13 protein-coding genes are annotated in these 15,991 nt (G+C 72.7%); 7 read left to right on the forward strand and 6 right to left on the reverse strand.

Translation table 11 applies throughout. From position 1 onward, the window contains the following. The first annotated feature begins 14 nt into the window (after nucleotides 1-14). On the forward strand, nucleotides 15-1,412 hold the full coding sequence (locus tag AB0C36_RS23145) for an MFS transporter (RefSeq protein ID WP_358356895.1): 1,398 nt from the start codon (nucleotides 15-17) through the stop codon (nucleotides 1,410-1,412). A 30-nt stretch (nucleotides 1,413-1,442) separates the two neighbouring features. Here the strand turns inward: AB0C36_RS23145 and AB0C36_RS23150 are convergent, their stop codons facing one another. Together AB0C36_RS23150 and AB0C36_RS23155 are read right to left on the reverse strand one after the other, a co-directional pair. Beyond that, a complete protein-coding gene (locus tag AB0C36_RS23150; protein ID WP_358356871.1) occupies nucleotides 1,443-2,078 on the reverse strand; it encodes a DUF5134 domain-containing protein in 636 nt (211 codons plus the stop codon). 90 nt (nucleotides 2,079-2,168) lie between these two features. Next, on the reverse strand, nucleotides 2,169-3,413 hold the full coding sequence (locus tag AB0C36_RS23155; RefSeq protein ID WP_358356872.1) for a Cmx/CmrA family chloramphenicol efflux MFS transporter: 1,245 nt from the start codon (nucleotides 3,411-3,413) through the stop codon (nucleotides 2,169-2,171). Between the two features lie 229 nt (nucleotides 3,414-3,642). On the opposite strand from AB0C36_RS23155, the gene AB0C36_RS23160 reads away from it, so the two are divergent. Next, nucleotides 3,643-3,852: an HTH domain-containing protein gene (locus AB0C36_RS23160; protein WP_358356874.1), complete on the forward strand. Its 210-nt coding sequence runs from the start codon at nucleotides 3,643-3,645 to the stop codon at nucleotides 3,850-3,852. Then, nucleotides 3,852-4,418: a Clp protease N-terminal domain-containing protein gene (locus AB0C36_RS23165; protein ID WP_358356876.1), complete on the forward strand. Its 567-nt coding sequence runs from the start codon at nucleotides 3,852-3,854 to the stop codon at nucleotides 4,416-4,418. The genes AB0C36_RS23160 and AB0C36_RS23165 overlap by 1 nt, the downstream gene beginning before the upstream one ends. Before the next feature lie 90 nt (nucleotides 4,419-4,508). Here AB0C36_RS23165 and AB0C36_RS23170 read toward each other — a convergent pair whose 3' ends face one another. After that, nucleotides 4,509-5,171, reverse strand: a complete 663-nt coding sequence (locus AB0C36_RS23170) for a response regulator (RefSeq protein ID WP_358356877.1) — start codon at nucleotides 5,169-5,171, stop codon at nucleotides 4,509-4,511. Then, a complete protein-coding gene (locus tag AB0C36_RS23175; RefSeq protein WP_358356879.1) occupies nucleotides 5,168-6,643 on the reverse strand; it encodes a sensor histidine kinase in 1,476 nt (491 codons plus the stop codon). The genes AB0C36_RS23170 and AB0C36_RS23175 overlap by 4 nt, the downstream gene beginning before the upstream one ends. 400 nt (nucleotides 6,644-7,043) lie before the next feature. Between AB0C36_RS23175 and AB0C36_RS23180 the strand changes: the two genes are divergently transcribed. The 3 genes from AB0C36_RS23180 (at nucleotide 7,044) to AB0C36_RS23190 (ending at nucleotide 11,155) form a co-directional block, all read left to right on the forward strand. Further along, a complete protein-coding gene (locus tag AB0C36_RS23180) occupies nucleotides 7,044-7,835 on the forward strand; it encodes an ABC transporter ATP-binding protein (protein WP_358356881.1) in 792 nt (263 codons plus the stop codon). A 98-nt stretch (nucleotides 7,836-7,933) separates the two neighbouring features. Beyond that, on the forward strand, nucleotides 7,934-10,465 hold the full coding sequence (locus AB0C36_RS23185; protein WP_358356883.1) for an FtsX-like permease family protein: 2,532 nt from the start codon (nucleotides 7,934-7,936) through the stop codon (nucleotides 10,463-10,465). Between the two features lie 171 nt (nucleotides 10,466-10,636). After that, nucleotides 10,637-11,155 (forward strand): NUDIX domain-containing protein, encoded by a 519-nt coding sequence (locus AB0C36_RS23190; RefSeq protein ID WP_358356885.1) that lies wholly within the window; start codon nucleotides 10,637-10,639, stop codon nucleotides 11,153-11,155. 116 nt (nucleotides 11,156-11,271) lie between these two features. On the opposite strand, the gene AB0C36_RS23195 is transcribed toward AB0C36_RS23190, so the two are convergent. Together AB0C36_RS23195 and AB0C36_RS23200 are read right to left on the reverse strand one after the other, a co-directional pair. Then, nucleotides 11,272-11,832: a YceI family protein gene (locus AB0C36_RS23195; RefSeq protein WP_358356886.1), complete on the reverse strand. Its 561-nt coding sequence runs from the start codon at nucleotides 11,830-11,832 to the stop codon at nucleotides 11,272-11,274. Between the two features lie 102 nt (nucleotides 11,833-11,934). Then, nucleotides 11,935-13,380 (reverse strand): PucR family transcriptional regulator, encoded by a 1,446-nt coding sequence (locus AB0C36_RS23200; protein ID WP_358356887.1) that lies wholly within the window; start codon nucleotides 13,378-13,380, stop codon nucleotides 11,935-11,937. A gap of 277 nt (nucleotides 13,381-13,657) precedes the next feature. Here AB0C36_RS23200 and AB0C36_RS23205 point away from each other — a divergent pair, with 277 nt between their 5' ends. Continuing rightward, nucleotides 13,658-15,700 (forward strand): hypothetical protein, encoded by a 2,043-nt coding sequence (locus tag AB0C36_RS23205; RefSeq protein WP_358356889.1) that lies wholly within the window; start codon nucleotides 13,658-13,660, stop codon nucleotides 15,698-15,700. Nucleotides 15,701-15,991 lie beyond the last annotated feature (291 nt).

Genomic DNA, 15,991 nt, shown 5'->3' on the forward strand with positions numbered 1-15,991 from the left:
TCGCCGACCGCCGCATGGTGGCTCTCACCGTCCTGTGCTTCGTCCAGTTCATGCTGGTTCTGGACGACACCGTGGTGAGCGTCGCGCTGCCGAGCATTCGCGGCGATCTCGGGTTCGGTACGGCGGGCCTGGCATGGGTCGTCAACGCGTACTTCCTCGCCTTCGGCGGACTGCTGCTGCTCGGCGGCCGGATGGCGGACCTGCTCGGGCGCCGCCGCGTGTTCCAGTGGGGCGTGGCCCTGTTCGGCGCGGCGAGCCTGCTCTGCGCGCTGGCGCAGGAGCCGTGGCAGCTCGTGGCCGGGCGCTTCGTGCAGGGCGCGGGTGCCGCGGTCGCGAGTCCGGCGGCGCTGTCGCTGATCAGCTGCCTGTTCCCCGGTCCCGAGGAGCGCGGCCGGGCGCTGGGCATTTGGGGTGGCATCGCCGGGCTGGGCGGCACCATGGGCCTGGTGGTCTCGGGGGCGCTGACGGACCTCGCGTCGTGGCGGTGGATTTTCCTGATCAACCTGCCGGTAGCTGCTGCCGCACTGGTGCTGATGCCGCGCCTGGTCGCGGAGAGCCGGGCGCCCGACTCCGCGCGGGGGCTCGACGTGCCCGGCGCCGTCCTCGGCACCGGCGCGGTCGTGGCGCTCGTCTACGGCCTGCTTCAGACCGCGGAATCGGGTTGGGGCGACGCGGCGTCCGTCGTGCCGCTGGTGCTCGCCGCGGTCCTGGCCGCGGTGTTCGCGGCGGTGGAGGCGCGTACCGCCGAACCGCTCGTGCCGGCTGCCTTTCTGGCTGTCCGCGCGCGCCTCGTCGCCAACGGGGCGACGCTGCTGGTCTCCGCGTCCCTGTACGCGATGGCCTTCCTGCTGATGCTGCACCTGCAATCGGTGCTGCACTACGAGCCGTTCACCGCCGGGATGGCCTATCTGCCCTACGGCGCCGGGATCCTGACCGGTGTGTGGCTGTCCTCGCGCGCGGTCGCGGCGCTCGGGATGAGGTGGGCGCTGGTGGCGGCACTGCTGATCACCGCGGCCGGCAACGTGCTGCTGGCCGGCATCGAACCGGGCGACGGGTACGCCTCCGGCGTCCTTCCGGGGCTTCTCGTCACGAGCCTGGGCTGCGGACTCGCCCTGCCCGCCCTGGCGACGGCCGCACTCACCGGCACTGGCGAACACGACGCGGGGCTCGGATCCGCCGTCTTCACCTCGATGCAACAGATCGGCGGAGCCGTCGGGTTGGCGACCCTGGTCGCCCTCGCCACGCACCGTACGGACGCCGCCCTGGCCGACTCGGCCGACCCGAACCGCGCCGCCACGGACGGCTTCTCCCTCGCCCTCCTGGGAGCCGCAGCCCTCCTGGCCCTGGCCGCCATCCTGGCCGCCACCCTGTTGAACGCGTCCCGCAGCACGGCGCGCGACGCCACGACATGACCACGAAGCCCTTGTCCCCCGAGCGAGGCGTCAGGGTACGAAGGCCATCAGCGCCATTGCGGTCATCATCGCGGCTGAACAGGCGGATGTGACCGAGGGGTTCGCCTGGAGTCCGGGACCGGCGCTCACACTCGGGCTCACGCCCACGTCCCCGCCGGCGCCGCGGGCGGGTCCGGGGCCGGGTCCGATTACGGCTCCGGTCTCGGGTTCGGCAGCGCAAGCGAAGGCGGGACGGCGGCGGTCGGTGGCGGCGAGGGCGAAGCGGGCGACGGCCCAGAGGGCGAGGACGCCGACGTACGGTCCCAGCCACCAGTCGGATGTTCCGGCGTGCGCGCCGCCGCCGGTCGAGCCGTGCGCCGCGCCGCCGTGCAGGGCCGGCATCAGGAGTGTGAGTACGCCCATCACGTACAGATCCAGCGCGACCGCCACGCGCCGACGCGGCAGGCCGGGGCCCGGGCGGCCGAGCGCCCAGGCCGCCGCGCCGCCGAGGACGAGCATCCAGCCCGCCGGACCGAGTGGGTCGTGCTGCGGCAGGACCATCGCCCCCATGGCCGCCCCCATGGCCAAGTGCGGTGCCCATGACCGCACTTGGCCCCGCCGGTGGAGGTACGCCCCGACCAGTCCCGCAACGACTCCGAGCGCGCCGGCGATCACCTGTGCGTCCATTCCGGTGTTCTTCCCCGGAAGTCCGCGAATTGCCCGTACCAGTGGGAGCGCGGGGATGTCCGGCAAACGCGCCCCCCGCGCTCCGCGGCGTCACCGACGGGTGAGGGCGCGGTCCAGGAGTACGACCGGCACAGTCGCGGCGGCCAGTCCCGCGCCGATCCACGCGACCGACGTGACCCCGGCACCCGCGTCCAGCGCCACCCCGGCCAGCGCGGGGACGATGCTGATGCCCAACTGGAACGCGGAGACCGTGGTCGCCCCCGCGAGCGTCGGTGCGTCCGCGGCGATGGCGAACACCCGTCCGTAGATCGCGGGGTTCAGCACGAACCCGGCAACTCCCAGGAACAGCACGAGCGGTACGACGGCCCACACGTGTTCCGCAAGCAGCGCAAGCAGCACCGAACCGACGAGAATCCCGGCCGCTCCGATCAAGAGCGCGTGGAAGGGTCGTCCGTCGGAGATTCGGCCGCCGACCGCGAGGCCGATGAACGCGCCGGCACCGAACAGCGCCAGGACGGCCGGGACCCACACCTCGGGAATGCCGGTCACGTCGGTCAGGAACGCCGCCAGGTAGTTGAAGGAAATCATGTACGCGGCTGTGCTGAGGATCGTGACGCCGTATACCGCCCACAGTTGCGGCCGCCGCAGCGTGCGCAGTTCGCGCCGTACGCTCGGCTCCCCGTCCGCACGGGTCTCCGGCAGCGTGAACAGGACGGCGAGCGCCCCCGCGACGGTGAGCGCGACCACTCCCCAGAACCCGCCCCGCCATCCGGTGAAGTAGCTGAGCAGAGCGCCCGCCGGGCCGCCCGCGATCATCGCAATGCCCAAGCCGCTGACCACGACTCCGGACGCGCGGGCCGTGCGGTCCGGCGTGACGAGGCTGATCGCGGTGACCGCCGCGACCGCCCAGAACCCCGCGTACGCCAGCCCGCTGACGAAGCGGCTGACCAGCAGGACGGCGTAGCTGTCGGTGACCAGTCCGGCCGCGACGGAAGCGGCGAAGAGCAGTTGTGTGACGACCAGGGTCGTACGCCGCGGCCAGTTCAGCGTCATGACGGCCAGCGGCGGCCCGCCGATGACGACGCCGGCCGCGAAGGCCGAGATCAGCGTGCCCGCGGACGACAGCGAGACGTCCAGGTCGTCGGCGACCGCGGGCAGGACGCCGGCCAGCAGGAACTCGGCGCTGCCCATCGCGAACAGGCTGAAAGCCAGCAAATAGACGCCCAGCGGCATCCGCCCGCCCGGTGCCTCAACGCCTCTTCCGTCAACTGCTGTTCCGTCCGGCGGCCGGACCTCGTCGGCGCGGTCGACCGTCATGTCGCGGTGTGTCTCCATCACCCTCACCTCCGCGAGGACCATGGCAGCGCCGATGCTCGATCGGGAACTTTCGTTGCCAAAACCGGGACGCATCGATGGCTTCGGCGGCTCGCCAACGCCGCGCGCCGGAAGCCCTGTTCGCCGATGCCGACACCGACGCAGGTTGCCCGGGGCCCGGGGAGCGGCCGCCATGGCGCGGCGTCAACTGTGGTTGACAAGGCGCCGATGTCAACTTAGATTGACAGGTATGAGCAACGCAACCGACCTGGCCACGAAGGCCGGGGATCGTGATCCACGGGTCGGGTTGCGGGCGGTCGCCGCGTTGCGGCGGCTGCTCGAGCAACTGGAGTCCGTACAGGTCCGCAGCGCCCGCAACCAGGGATGGTCGTGGCAGGAGATCGCCCAGGAACTCGGCGTCTCCCGTCAGGCCGTGCACAAGAAGCATGGGAGGCAGTGATGTTCGAGCGGTTCAGCCCGTCCCTGCGCAGCGTCGTGGGGAGTTCGCCCGAGTGGGTCGCGGAGACCGGCGGCGACCGTATCGGGGAGGAGGAGATGGCGCTCGCCCTGTTGGCGCATCAGGAGGGGCGTGCGGCACGCGTACTGCGCGAACTGGGCGTGGGAGCCGCCGAACAGGAGGAGATCGCGCGCCGAATGGCCGGTCGCCGCCGTCGCGGCGGCTTCACGGACGCGGACGCCGACGCCCTGGCGACCCTCGGCATCGACATTCACGAGGTCGTCGCGCGGGTGGAAGCGGCCCACGGGGAAGGCAGCCTGACGGGGCGGCGGCCCGCCGGACAGGCGGCCCGTACCGCAGTGCGCGCACGCCACCGCATGTCACCCGGGGCCAAGCAGGTCCTGGAACGTGCCCTGCGGGACGCCGTCGACCGGCGCGAACGCGTCGTGGGGACCGAGCACTTGCTCCTGTCGATGGTGTCGCTGCCCGGTACGGTCGCCGACGTGCTCGCCGGCTTCGGCGTCACCCGGGAGGCCGTCTGGCGGCAACTGGCGGCGCAGGGCTCCTGATCCGAGCCGACGGGACAAGGCGGCAGGCCCGGCGACAGGCCGGGCGACAGGCCGGGCGGCGGGGCCGCGCCGAGCCCGCCGGCGTGGGACTCAGCGGCGACCCGGGCGCACCAGACCGGTTTCGTACGCGAACACGACCAACTGCGCGCGGTCCCGCACCGCGAGCTTGACCATCGCCCGGCTGACGTGCGTCTTCGCGGTCAGCGGGCTCACCACCAGGTGCTCCGCGATCTCCTCGTTGGACAGGCCCTGGCCCACCAACCCCACAACCTCGCGCTCGCGCGTCGTGAGGAGTTCGAGGTCCGGGACCTCGGCCGGGGCGCTGGCCTGCGCGGTGTACTCCTCGATGAGGCGGCGGGTCACGCCGGGCGAGAGCAGGGCGTCGCCCTCCGCCACCGACCGTACGCCGCGCAGCAGTTCGGCCGGCTCGGTGTCCTTGACCAGGAACCCGCTCGCCCCGTTGCGCAGTGCCTCGAAGACGTACTCGTCGAGGTCGAAGGTCGTCAGGATGACGATCCGGGTGTCCGCCAGCGCCGGGTCGGCGGTGATGTGCCGGGTCGCCTCCAGGCCGTCGCCACCGGGCATGCGGATGTCCATGAGCACGACATCGGGACGGTGTTCGCGTACCGCGGCCAGTGCCGTGGCACCGTCGGCGGCCTCGGCGACCACGGTCATGTCCGGCTGGGCGTCGAGCAGGGCCCGGAACCCGGCACGGACCAGCGCCTGGTCGTCGGCGAGCACCAACCTGATCACGCGTCGTCCCCTTCGGTGCGGCGGCTGCCGCCGGTCCCGGAGTCCGGGTCGGCGGCGGAGTCGCCACCATCTTGTCCGGCCAGGGGCAGGAGGGCCACCACCCGGTATCCACCGCCGGGCCGTGCGCCACTGGTCAGGGTGCCGCCGAGGGCGGTCGCGCGCTCGCGCATGTTGCGCAGGCCGTGGCCCCCGCCCGCGGCGGGCGTCGCCGCCTGCGCCGACGTCGACGCGGACTTGGCGTCCCCGCGCCCGTCGTCCTCGACGGTCACCCGCAGCGCCTCGCCGTCGGGCGTCCGCTCCAGAGCCAGGCGTACGGTGACCAGCGACGCGTCCGAGTGCCGCACCGCGTTGGTGACCGACTCCTGCACGATGCGGTACGCCGCAAGCCCCACCGGCCCCGGCAGCGCCCGCACCGCGTCGTCCCGCTCCAGACGCACCGCCAGATGCGCCGTCGACGCACGGGCCACCAGGTCGTCGAGGTCCGCGATCCCGGCGGTCGGGGTACGCGGGGCCGCCTCGCCCTCGCCCTTGAGGATCGCGAGGACGCCGCGCAGTTCGCCCAGTGCCTCGCGGCTGGCCTGCTTGACGGCGGTGAGTGCGGTCCGGGCCTGCTCGGGATTGGCGTCCATCAACTCCAGCCCCACGGAGGCCTGCACGTTCATCAGCGAGATGTGGTGCGCGAGCACGTCGTGCAACTCCCGGGCGATGCGCAGGCGTTCCTCGCCCGCGCGAGCGCGCTCCGCCTCCTCGCGGGCCGCTTCCTCCTCGGCCTCGCGGCGGCGTTCGGCGGCCACGTACGCCCGGCGCACCCGCACCACCTCGCTGAACGCCGCCAGGGCCAGCAGCCACGCCGCCACCCCGCCCGCCCATGCGAGGTTGGGAAGCTCGTTGTCGCGGATCAGCGGACCCAGCCAGCCCATCGCGAGGTACCCCGCGAGGAGTACCGAGTACGACACGGCGCGGTGGCCCGCGATCATCGCGGTGAACAGCGCCACGATGAGGGACAGGAACACCGGTCCGGGCGGGTACTCGCGGAGCGTGTAGACCAGCGGCGGCAGCAGCGACGCGACGAGCACCTGGACGGGGTAGCGGCGGCGTACCAGGAGCAGCAGCGGGCCGATCACGACCAGCACGATTGCCAGCGGGTCGAGGTCGCGCAGGCCGGGTTCGTCGCGCTGGTTGTGCGCGGCGGCGAAGGTGCCGCCGATCTGGAAGGCGCCCAGGGCGAGGGTGACGAGGAGGTCGCGGGGGATACGGCCGAAGGGCGGGGGCAGCGGCGGGCCGAACAGCGGCGGGGGGCTGTCGTCGCCGGGAGCCGCGCCGGACGCGGTACCGGGCACGGCACCGGAGGCCGTGTCGGACGCCGCGTCGGACGTCGCGCCGGACGTCGGTCCGGTCGCCCGGCCGGTGGCGGACCGGCCGGTTCGCGGGTGCGCCCCGGGGGGACCGCTGGGTGGGGTGGAGGGGATCACCGCTTCAGGGTAGGCCGCCCGGACCGTCCGAAACGTCCCCTGACCGGCGACGTCGCGGCGTCTCCCGGCGGCGCAGCGCGGCACGCGGCACTGCTCCCGGGGGAGTAGGCGCAGGTACCGGCGCCGCCCCCCGGCGACTCCCGGGGGATGCGTGCGGGTCACTCCTGGCGAGGGACGTCACGGCGGTGCCCGGCGACGAGGCTTGAGGCAGTTCCGCAGCACCCTTCCCGGCGCCTCCTCCGCGACACCTCTCCACCGATCTCCCAACTGCGGATCTCCCAACTGCGGATCTCCCAACTGCGGATCTCCCAACTGCGGATCTCCCAGCTGCGGACCTCCCGACCGCGGACCTCCCCGCTGGGGACCTCCCAGCCTCCTTCAGCCGAACCCGGAGCCCACCATGTCCAGTTCGTCCCCCGTATTCCCCGCGTCCGCCGCGGAGCCCGGTCGGTACGCGGCCTGCACGGTGCACGCGGTCCGCGCATACGGCACCGGCGACACCGAGGTACGCGCCCTCGACGACGTCACCGTCGGATTCCCGAGCGGCCGGTACACCGCCGTGATGGGCCCGTCCGGCTCCGGCAAGTCGACGCTGCTGCACTGCCTCGCCGGCCTGGACACGCTGACCGGCGGCCAGGTCCTGCTGGGCGACACCGACCTCGGCACGCTCTCCGACAAGCAGCTCACCCGGCTGCGGCGCGACCGCATCGGATTCGTCTTCCAGGCGTTCAACCTGCTGCCCACGCTGACGGCCGGGGAGAACGTCACGCTCCCGGCCGCCCTGGCCGGCACCACCCTCGACCCCGAGTGGGTGGAGCGCGTCGTCGGTGCGGTCGGCCTCGGCGACCGCCTGGGCCACCGGCCCGGCGAGCTGTCCGGCGGCCAGCAGCAGCGCGTCGCCGTGGCCCGCGCGCTGGCCACCCGGCCCGAGCTGATCCTCGCGGACGAGCCGACCGGCAACCTCGACTCGCGCAGCGGGGCCGAGGTGCTGGGGTTGCTGCGCGAGGCCGTCGACTCGCTCGGCCAGACGGTCCTGATGGTCACGCACGACCCGGTGGCCGCGGGCTACGCCGACACCGTCGTGTTCCTCGCGGACGGCCGGATCGCCGACCGCATGGAGTCCCCCACCCCGCAGGCGGTCCTGGACCGCATGAAGGCATTCGACCTGCCGAAGGCCGGTGTGTCCCTGTGAACACGAACAGCCCCTCGAACAGCGGCCCTGCGAACAGCAGCTCTGCGAACACCCGTCACAAGTCCACGAGTTCCCCGCCCGGAACCCGGCTCGGCAGCGTGGGAATCGGCCGCCTGGCGGTACGCAACCTCGTCGCGTACAAGCGCCGCGTCGCCGGCCTCGTCCTCGCCGTCGTGCTCGGCACGGCGTTCCTGTCCGGCGCGCTGATCCTGTCCGACACCGTCAAGTCCTCGATCACCGGCCTGATCCGCGACAACGGCGCGGGTACGGACGTCGTGGTCCGCAACGCGACCGACGTCACCGACGAGCCCGGCACGACCCGGGCGGCCATCCCCGGCGACACGGCCGACCTGGTACGCGGCGTCCCCGGCGTCGCGGCCGCCGAGCCCGTGGTCGTCGGCTACGGGCAACTCGTCGGCAAGGACGGCGACATGCTGACCGGCAACGGTCCGCGCATCGCCGGGAACTGGGTCGGCGACCCCGCCCTCAACCCCTACACGCTCGCCGAGGGCCGCGCCCCGCAGACGCCGGACGAGGTCGTGGTCGACCGTGCCTCCACCGAACAGGGCGACCTCGAACCGGGGGACCGCATCACCGTTCTGACGCCGTCTCCGGTCCCGGTGACCGTTGTCGGGGTGGCGAGGTTCGGCGACGCCGACGCGTTCGGCGGCTCCTCGTACACCGGGTTCACCCTGGAAGGCGCGCTGGCCCACGTCGCGCGCGATCCGGGGCAGATCAGCTCGGTGTCCGTACGCCTCGACGAAGGCGCCGACCAGGAGGCCGCGGCCGCCGCCATCCAGCGGGTCCTGCCGCCCGGCGTGCAGGCCCTGCCCGGCTCGGACGCGACACAGGAACAGGTCGACGCCGTATCCGACGGATTCCTGAACATCTTCCGGACGTTCCTGTCGGCCTTCGCCGCCATCGCCCTCGTGGTCGCGGCGTTCTCCATCAACCACACCTTCTCCGTGGTGACCGCGCAGCGCATGCGCGAGGCGGCGCTGCTGCGCGCGCTGGGCGCGTCCCGGCGGCAGATCCGGTCGCAGGCCATCGGCGAGGCGGCACTGATCGGCGTGGTCGCGTCGGTCGTGGGCCTGCTGGCCGGCCTCGGGCTCGCGGCCGGGCTGAAGGCGATGTTCGCGGCGTTCGGGTTCGCGTTCCCGGTGGACGGTCTGGTCTTCCGTGCGGAGACGGCGATGATCGTGCTGCCGGTCGGCATCGTCGTGACGATCCTGTCGGCGCTCGTACCGGCCGTACGCGGGTCCCGGGTACCGCCGATCGCGGCGCTCCGCACTTCCGCGGCCGAGTCCGCGGGGATCCCGCCGATGCGTACCGCGGCCGGTGCCGTCCTCACGGCGGCGGGCATCACGCTGACGATCCTCGCCGACGACGTGTGGCTGCTGGCCGCCGCCGCACTCGCGTCCCTCGCGGGTGTACTCCTGGTGGCCCCGGTCGTGGTACGCGCGGTCGGCGGCGTCATCACCGCACCGTTCCGGCGGCTCGGCGCGGGGCCGATGCTGGCGCGCGGCAACGTGCTGCGCAGCCCGAGGCGTACGGCCGGCGCGGCCACGGCGATGTTCGTCGGCATCGCGGTCGTCACCGTCTTCGCGGTCTTCGCGGCGTCGCTCAAGGACGGCGCGGCGGCCGAGACCCGCGACACCATCGTCGGGGACGTCGTGATCGGCGGGTCGTCGCCCGCGGGATGGGCCGGCGGCGGACACAGCCCCGAACTCACCCGCCAGGCCGGCGAACTGCCCGGCGTCGAGACCGCCGTCGGCATGCAGCAGGGCAACGCGCTGCTGGACGGTTCGAGCAAGACGATCGTGGCGGCCGACACCTCCCGGCTCGACGCCGCGCTCGACCTCGGCCTCGACTCCGGCACGGCCACCGGCCTGGGCACCGGCGGGATCGCGGTGTCGCAGCCCAAGGCCGAGGACGCCGGATGGAAGACGGGCTCGCCGGTCGAGATCACCTACCCCGACGGCGCCCGCGCGACGCTGACGGTGTCCGGCATCTACGACCGCACCACGATCGTCGGCGACTACCTGATCGACCGTCAGGCGTGGTCCCCGCATGCGGTGACCGACGTCGACGCACTGACCGTGGTGGCGCTGTCGCCCGGCGCCTCGGCCGCGGAGGTGCGGGAGGCCGCCGAGAAGGTGGCGGTGCAGTACGGCAATCCGCCGGTCGAGGACCGGGACGGCTACGTCGACTCGTCCATGGCCATGGTCGACCAGTTCGTCACCGTCGTGTACGTCCTGCTCGCGCTGGCCCTGCTGATCGCCCTCGGCGGCATCGCCAACACGCTGTCCCTCGCGGCCCACGAACGCCGCCGCGAACTGGGCCTGCTGCGCGCGGTCGGCGCCGAACGCGGCCAGGTGCGGGCCTCGCTCCGCTGGGAGTCCGCGTACGTCGCCGCTCTCGGTGCGCTCACCGGGCTGGTCCTGGGTGCGTTCCTGTCCTGGGCGGCGGTCTCGGTCCTGTCCGGGGACCAGGAACTCCCGTACGTCCTCCCGCCCCTGCAACTGGCCGTCCTCTTCGCGGCCGGAACCGCGGGAGGCCTGATCGCCGGGACCCGCCCCGCCGCCCGCGCGGCAAAGATGAACATCCTCAACGCCATCTCCGCCGAGTAGCCGCGCTCCCTGGCTCCTGGCTCCCGGACGCCAGGAGCCCAGGAGCCCAGGACCCACACCCCGTGCAACCCGTGAGGGCACCGCACGGGGTGTCGGCGTGTTGCGCGGCGTACACGCAAACAGGGGGATGATCGGGGGACAGTACGCACCCCGGCGAAGGGCGGCAACTTGATGGTGTCTCAGGTCGAGGGCGGCGAGGTCGCCGAAGGCGTCAAGGATTTCGTGGGGGGACAGGCGGGGGCGGCGGTTGCTGCCGGGGCGGTGATCCTGGACGGGCGCGGGCGGGTTGTGGTGGTGAACCCCTCGTACAAGGACGGGTGGGAACTGCCCGGCGGGATGGCCGAGGAGGGCGAGGACCCGTACACCGCGGCCCGGCGCGAGGTGCTGGAGGAGATCGGCCTCGACCTGGACCTCGGGCGCCTGCTCGTGTGCGACGTCACCCCGCCACGGGTCTACGGCCGCGTCCTGATGCACTTCCTGTTCGACGCACCGGTGCTGACCGACGATCAGGTCCGCGACCTGCGCGCGGTCGACCCGGAGCTGATCGGTGCCGCGGCGCTGCCCGCCCAGGAAGCGCTGGCCGCGCTGCACGTACGGGTGTCGCATCGGGTGGAGGTCGCCCTGCGGATGCGCGAGAGCGGCGAGTGCGCGTTCCTGGTGGACGGCGTCGCGACGGGCGGTCCCGGCTGACCGCGTTCTCGGCGTACGTACATAGGGGCCGCCGGACGAGCCGCCCGGAACGCGACGACGCCGCCGGGGCAGGCCCGGCGGCGTCGCGCTGGTCGTCGTGCCGGTCGGGGGATCGCTCAGGTGGTGAGCGCGGCCTCGATCTCCAGCTCGATGCGGGCCTTGTCGGCCAGCGCGAGGGAGCCGTTGGGCAGGGTGATGACCGTGCCGACGCCGAAGTCGCTGCGCAGGATTTCGGTGACCGCGCTGAAGCCCGCCTTCTCGGCCCCGCTCTGCGGGTCGGTGACGGTGCCGTTGTACGTGAGCTTGAGCTCGACCTGCTTGGTCACGCCCTTGAGGGTCAGCTCGCCCTTGACGACGTAGTCGGCGTCGGTGTCCTGGACGACGCCGGTGGAGGTGAAGACCGCGGTGGGGTGGTTCGCCGCGTCGAAGAAGTCCGGGCTGAGCAGGTGGCCGTCGCGGGCCTCGTTGAGGGTGTTGAGGGACGCTATGGAGATCTCGGCGCGTACCTCGGAGGTCAGCGGGTCGTCGCCGACGGTGATGTGGCCCGAGAACTCACCGAAGGCGCCGCGCGCCCCGGCGAGGGCGAGGTGGCGTACCGAGAACGTCACGGCCGAGTGCACCGGGTCGATGACCCAGGTGCCGGACGCGAGCTCGGGACGCAGAGGTGCGGTGGTCATGGGAACTCCCAGGAAATCGCGGAACGGTGGCGTGGGGCATTGCCGGGGAATCGCCCGCTGCGCCTAGGTCGTTGCTCATTCAACCAGTGTGTCGTTGCATGTTCAACCATTGATCGGCAAAGTGGCGCCTCCGCCGGCGTGGCGCGCGACCAGGGCGGCGCTGATCACCGGCAGGTCCGTGGTGCGGGCCGCGTTCAGTCCGGTGAGCTGGGCGATGCGGCGCAGGCGGTAGTCGATCGTGTTGGGGTGCACGTGCAGACGGGCGGCCGCTCGGCGGCGGCTGAGGCCGAGGCGCAGGAAGACCTCCAGAGTCTCCAGCAGTTCGGGCCGTGCCGCCAGGGGCTCCAGGAGGGCGGCGAGGCGTTCGCGCGCCTCGCCCGGGCGGCTGAGCTGGTAGTCGAGCAGCACGTCGGCGAGGCGGAAAAGCCCGGTGCCGCGGCCGGTGCGGCGGACCAGGTCGACGACCTCGGCGGTCTGGCGTACGGCGTCGGGCACCCCCGCCGGTGCGGTGACCGCCCCGGCCGCGGTGATCTCCGCGCCTGCGGCCTTGGCCGTACGGTCGATCAGCGCGCACAGGTCCGACCACGCCGGCGGCCGGTCCGAGACCGGGAGGAGGACCGTGCCGCCGGCCGCGTCGATCACGGCGAGCACGGGTTCGTCGGCGAAGCGCTCCAACTCGGCCTGTGCGCGCCGGAGTTTGCGCCGCGCCGAGATCTTCGGGCTGCCGGTCGTGTCGCGCTCGTCGGGGTGCGGTCCGATCACGAGCGTGAGCACGACGTAGTTCGGGGCCGGGCGCAGGCCGACGCGTTCGGCCAGGTCGTCCACCGGCTCGCCGGCGATGAGCGCCGCCATCAGCGAGCGCCGCCCGTGGTGCTCCTGGTTCTCCAGCGTGCGGCGCTCCTCCAGGTACGCCGCACTCACCGCGACCGTCACCTGCCGCAGCATGCGCAGCAGGAGGGCCAACGCCTCCTTGACGTCCGCCAGTTCCTCCGGACGGGCGTCGGCGGAGATCTGCTCCCACGCTGCGAGCATCCCCACGTGGTACGCCCCGAGCACCGCGTCCAGTGGGATGCCCTCCTCGGCGCGGCGTGCGGCGGACAGCCGCTGCGCGCCGAGTTCGCCCTCGGTGGCGGGCCGCCGCTCGGCCAGTACGTGCGCCAGGATGCGCAGGTTGTGGTCGATGATCTCGGCGATTTCGCCGTGCACTTCCTCGCGCGGCAGCAGCCGGTAGACGGGGAGTTCGTCGACGATGCGCCGCACCACGTGCCCGGTCAGGCGCGCCGCACGCCCCTCCAGCCACGGCCCCACCGCACGGCCGCCGAGGGTAAGCGGCAGCGGGGGGCGGGCCGTCGCGTTGGGACCGGCCGCCGTCGGGGCGGCCGGCGTCGGGTTGGGCGGCGTCGGGCCGGGCGGCGTCGGACCGGGTGGCGCTGGACCGGGTGGTGCGGCGCGGTCCGCGGGGTCCGCGGGTACTTCGGGGGAGTGGTGCGGGGCGGTTTCGGGGGTGACGGACCGGCCGCGCGGCGTGGCGGGCTTGTGACGGGTCACAGGGCACCCCCGTTAAGTCTGCGTAACTTCCCAGGTGGCAACGCGTCGTGAGACCAGCAAGATGTCAGTGAACCATTGCCGCGCACTGCTGCGACAGCCCGCACAGCGTGCCGCGGCGGGGGTGGGGGGATCCGGCGTCCGGTCGCGCCGTGACTCGGCCCCGGATCGTCCGCCGCGATCCGGGGCCTCTGTCGTGGCGCCGAGGGCCGTCGGGGAGGTGCGTTCAGCGCGCGGCGCCGTCCATGCCCTGTACGCGGAAGTCCCAGGAGGTGGTCCGTTGAGGCCCCGAACCCGTGCCGTCGTCGCGCTTGCGGGCGCGTTGCTGCTGTCCGTGCCGGCCGGTCCCGCACTTGCCCACGACGAAGGCGGCGACGGCCGCACGGAGGCGCTGACCGCCGAGGAGCGCGCGGGCGCGCCCGAATGCGATCCGATCGACCCGGCCGCGTGCATGCTGCCGTACCCGAATGACTGGTACACCGTCAGGGACCGGCGCAGTGAGACCGGGAGGCGCCTCGCGCTCACCCCGTCGATGATGCCGGTGAACGCGGCCGGCCAGACCGCGGACCCCGGGGCGTACAACCGCGGCGACGGGTTCTCGCCGGGGTCGACCCTCGTGGTGCGGGTGCCGGGGATAAGCCTGCCGAGGTCCGGCGCCGCCCCGGTCACCGACATCGCGCGCTCGCTCTCGCGGGACGCGCCGATCGTCATCGTGGACAACGAGACCGGCCAACGTTGGCCCTACTGGGCGGAGTTGGACTCGCACGCCACGAGCCCGGACCGGCAGGCCCTGCTGGTGCACCCGGCGCGGAACTTCATCCCGGGGCACACGTACTCGGTAGGCCTGCGCAACCTGCGGGACGGGTCGGGGGCGTCGATCGCCCCCAACTCGGTCTTCGCGAGCCTCGTCGGCCGCACGCTCCCGCGCCACGACCCGCTGTGGGCGCGGCAGAAGCAGTTGCGGCCCGTGCTGCGCGAACTCGCCGACCACGGCCGCGTGGACCCGCGGAGCCTGTACCTGGCCTGGGACTTCACGGTGGCGAGTACCGAGAACACCACCGGCAGCCTGCTGGAGATCCGCGACGACGCGTTCGAGGACCTGGGGCGGCAGGCGCCCGCGTACACGATCACGTCGGTGCAGGACTTCACGCCCGAGCAGGACGACCGCATCGCCCGCGAGATCAAGGGCTTCGTGGCGGTGCCGAGCTATCTGAACGCGCCGGGAGGGCCGCCGGGTTCGTCGTTCAACTACGGCCGTGACGGCAAGCCGCGGCAGCTGCCGGGCAACGTGCAGCAGGCGCCGTTCCAGTGCGAGATCCCGCGCAGTGCCTTTGCGGCGCCGTCGCAGGCCTCGCTGTACGGGCACGGTCTGCTGGGCAGCGAGCGGGAGGTGCGCGGCTCGAACGTGCGGTCGATGGCCAACGAGCACAACTTCACGTTCTGCGCGACCAAGTGGATCGGGATGAGCGAGGACGACATCCCGGTCGTCATCGCGTCGCTCACCAACATCGGCCACTTCGACGCGGTGGCGGACCGGTTGCAGCAGGGGGTGCTCGACACGTTGTTCCTCGGGCGGCTGCTGGGCAACCCCCGCGGCTTCGCGGCGGACCCGGCGTTCCGCACGGCCGAAGGGCGTCCGGTCATCGACACCCGAAAGGGCGTGGTCTACGACGGGAACAGCCAGGGCGGGATCATGGGCGGCATCACGGTCGCCGTGTCGCAGGACGTCAGGCGGGGTGTGCTGGGCGTGACCGGTATGAATTACGGCGGCCTGCTGCTGAACCGGAGCAGCGACTTCGTGCAGTTCCAGCCGCTGATCGACCAGGCGTACCCGGACAAGATCGACCAGCAGCTCGGTCTGCTGCTGATGCAACTGCTGTGGGACCGTGCGGAGACGAACGGGTACGCCGCGAACCTGACGGACCGTCCGCTGCCACACACGCCGCGGCACCAGGTGCTCATGCAGATCGCGTTCGGCGACCACCAGGTGGCGAACGTGTCGGCGGAGGCGCAGGCGCGCACGATGGGCGCGCGGATCGCGACGCCGGCGCTCGCGCCGGGGCGCAGTCCGGACGTGACGCCGTACTGGGGTATCGCGCCCATCACGCGCTACCCGTTCTCGGGGTCGTCGGCGCTGGTCGTGTGGGACAGCGGTACGCCGGCGCCGCCGACCACCAATACTCCGCCGTTCGAGCCGGACTACGGCGAGGACCCGCACTCCGACCCGCGCAACTCGGCGGCGGCGCGTGTACAGAAGGCGGCGTTCCTGACGACGGGGCAGGTTGTGGACGTGTGCGGCGGGGCGCCGTGCCGGGCGGGGTGAGCTGTCGGCGGTTCACGAACACCGGTTTGTGAACGGCGGTTCATGAACGCCGTTCGCGAACGGTTGTTCATGAATCCGGTTCGCGAGTGGCTGTTCATGAACGCGGTTCGCGAACGGCCATTGACGAATGCGTTCGCGAACGACGGTTTGTGAACCCGGTTTGCGAACAGGCATTCATGAACCCCGTTTGCGAATGCGCGTTCGCGAACTGGGGGGAGGGCAGGCGTTTGCGAACGGCCGTTTACGAATGGCCGTTCGCAAACGGCCGCCCGTAAGCCCCGCGCGACAAAC

The organism is Streptodolium elevatio (assembly GCF_040649515.1).
Classification (GTDB): Bacteria; Actinomycetota; Actinomycetes; order Streptomycetales; family Streptomycetaceae; genus Yinghuangia; species Yinghuangia elevatio.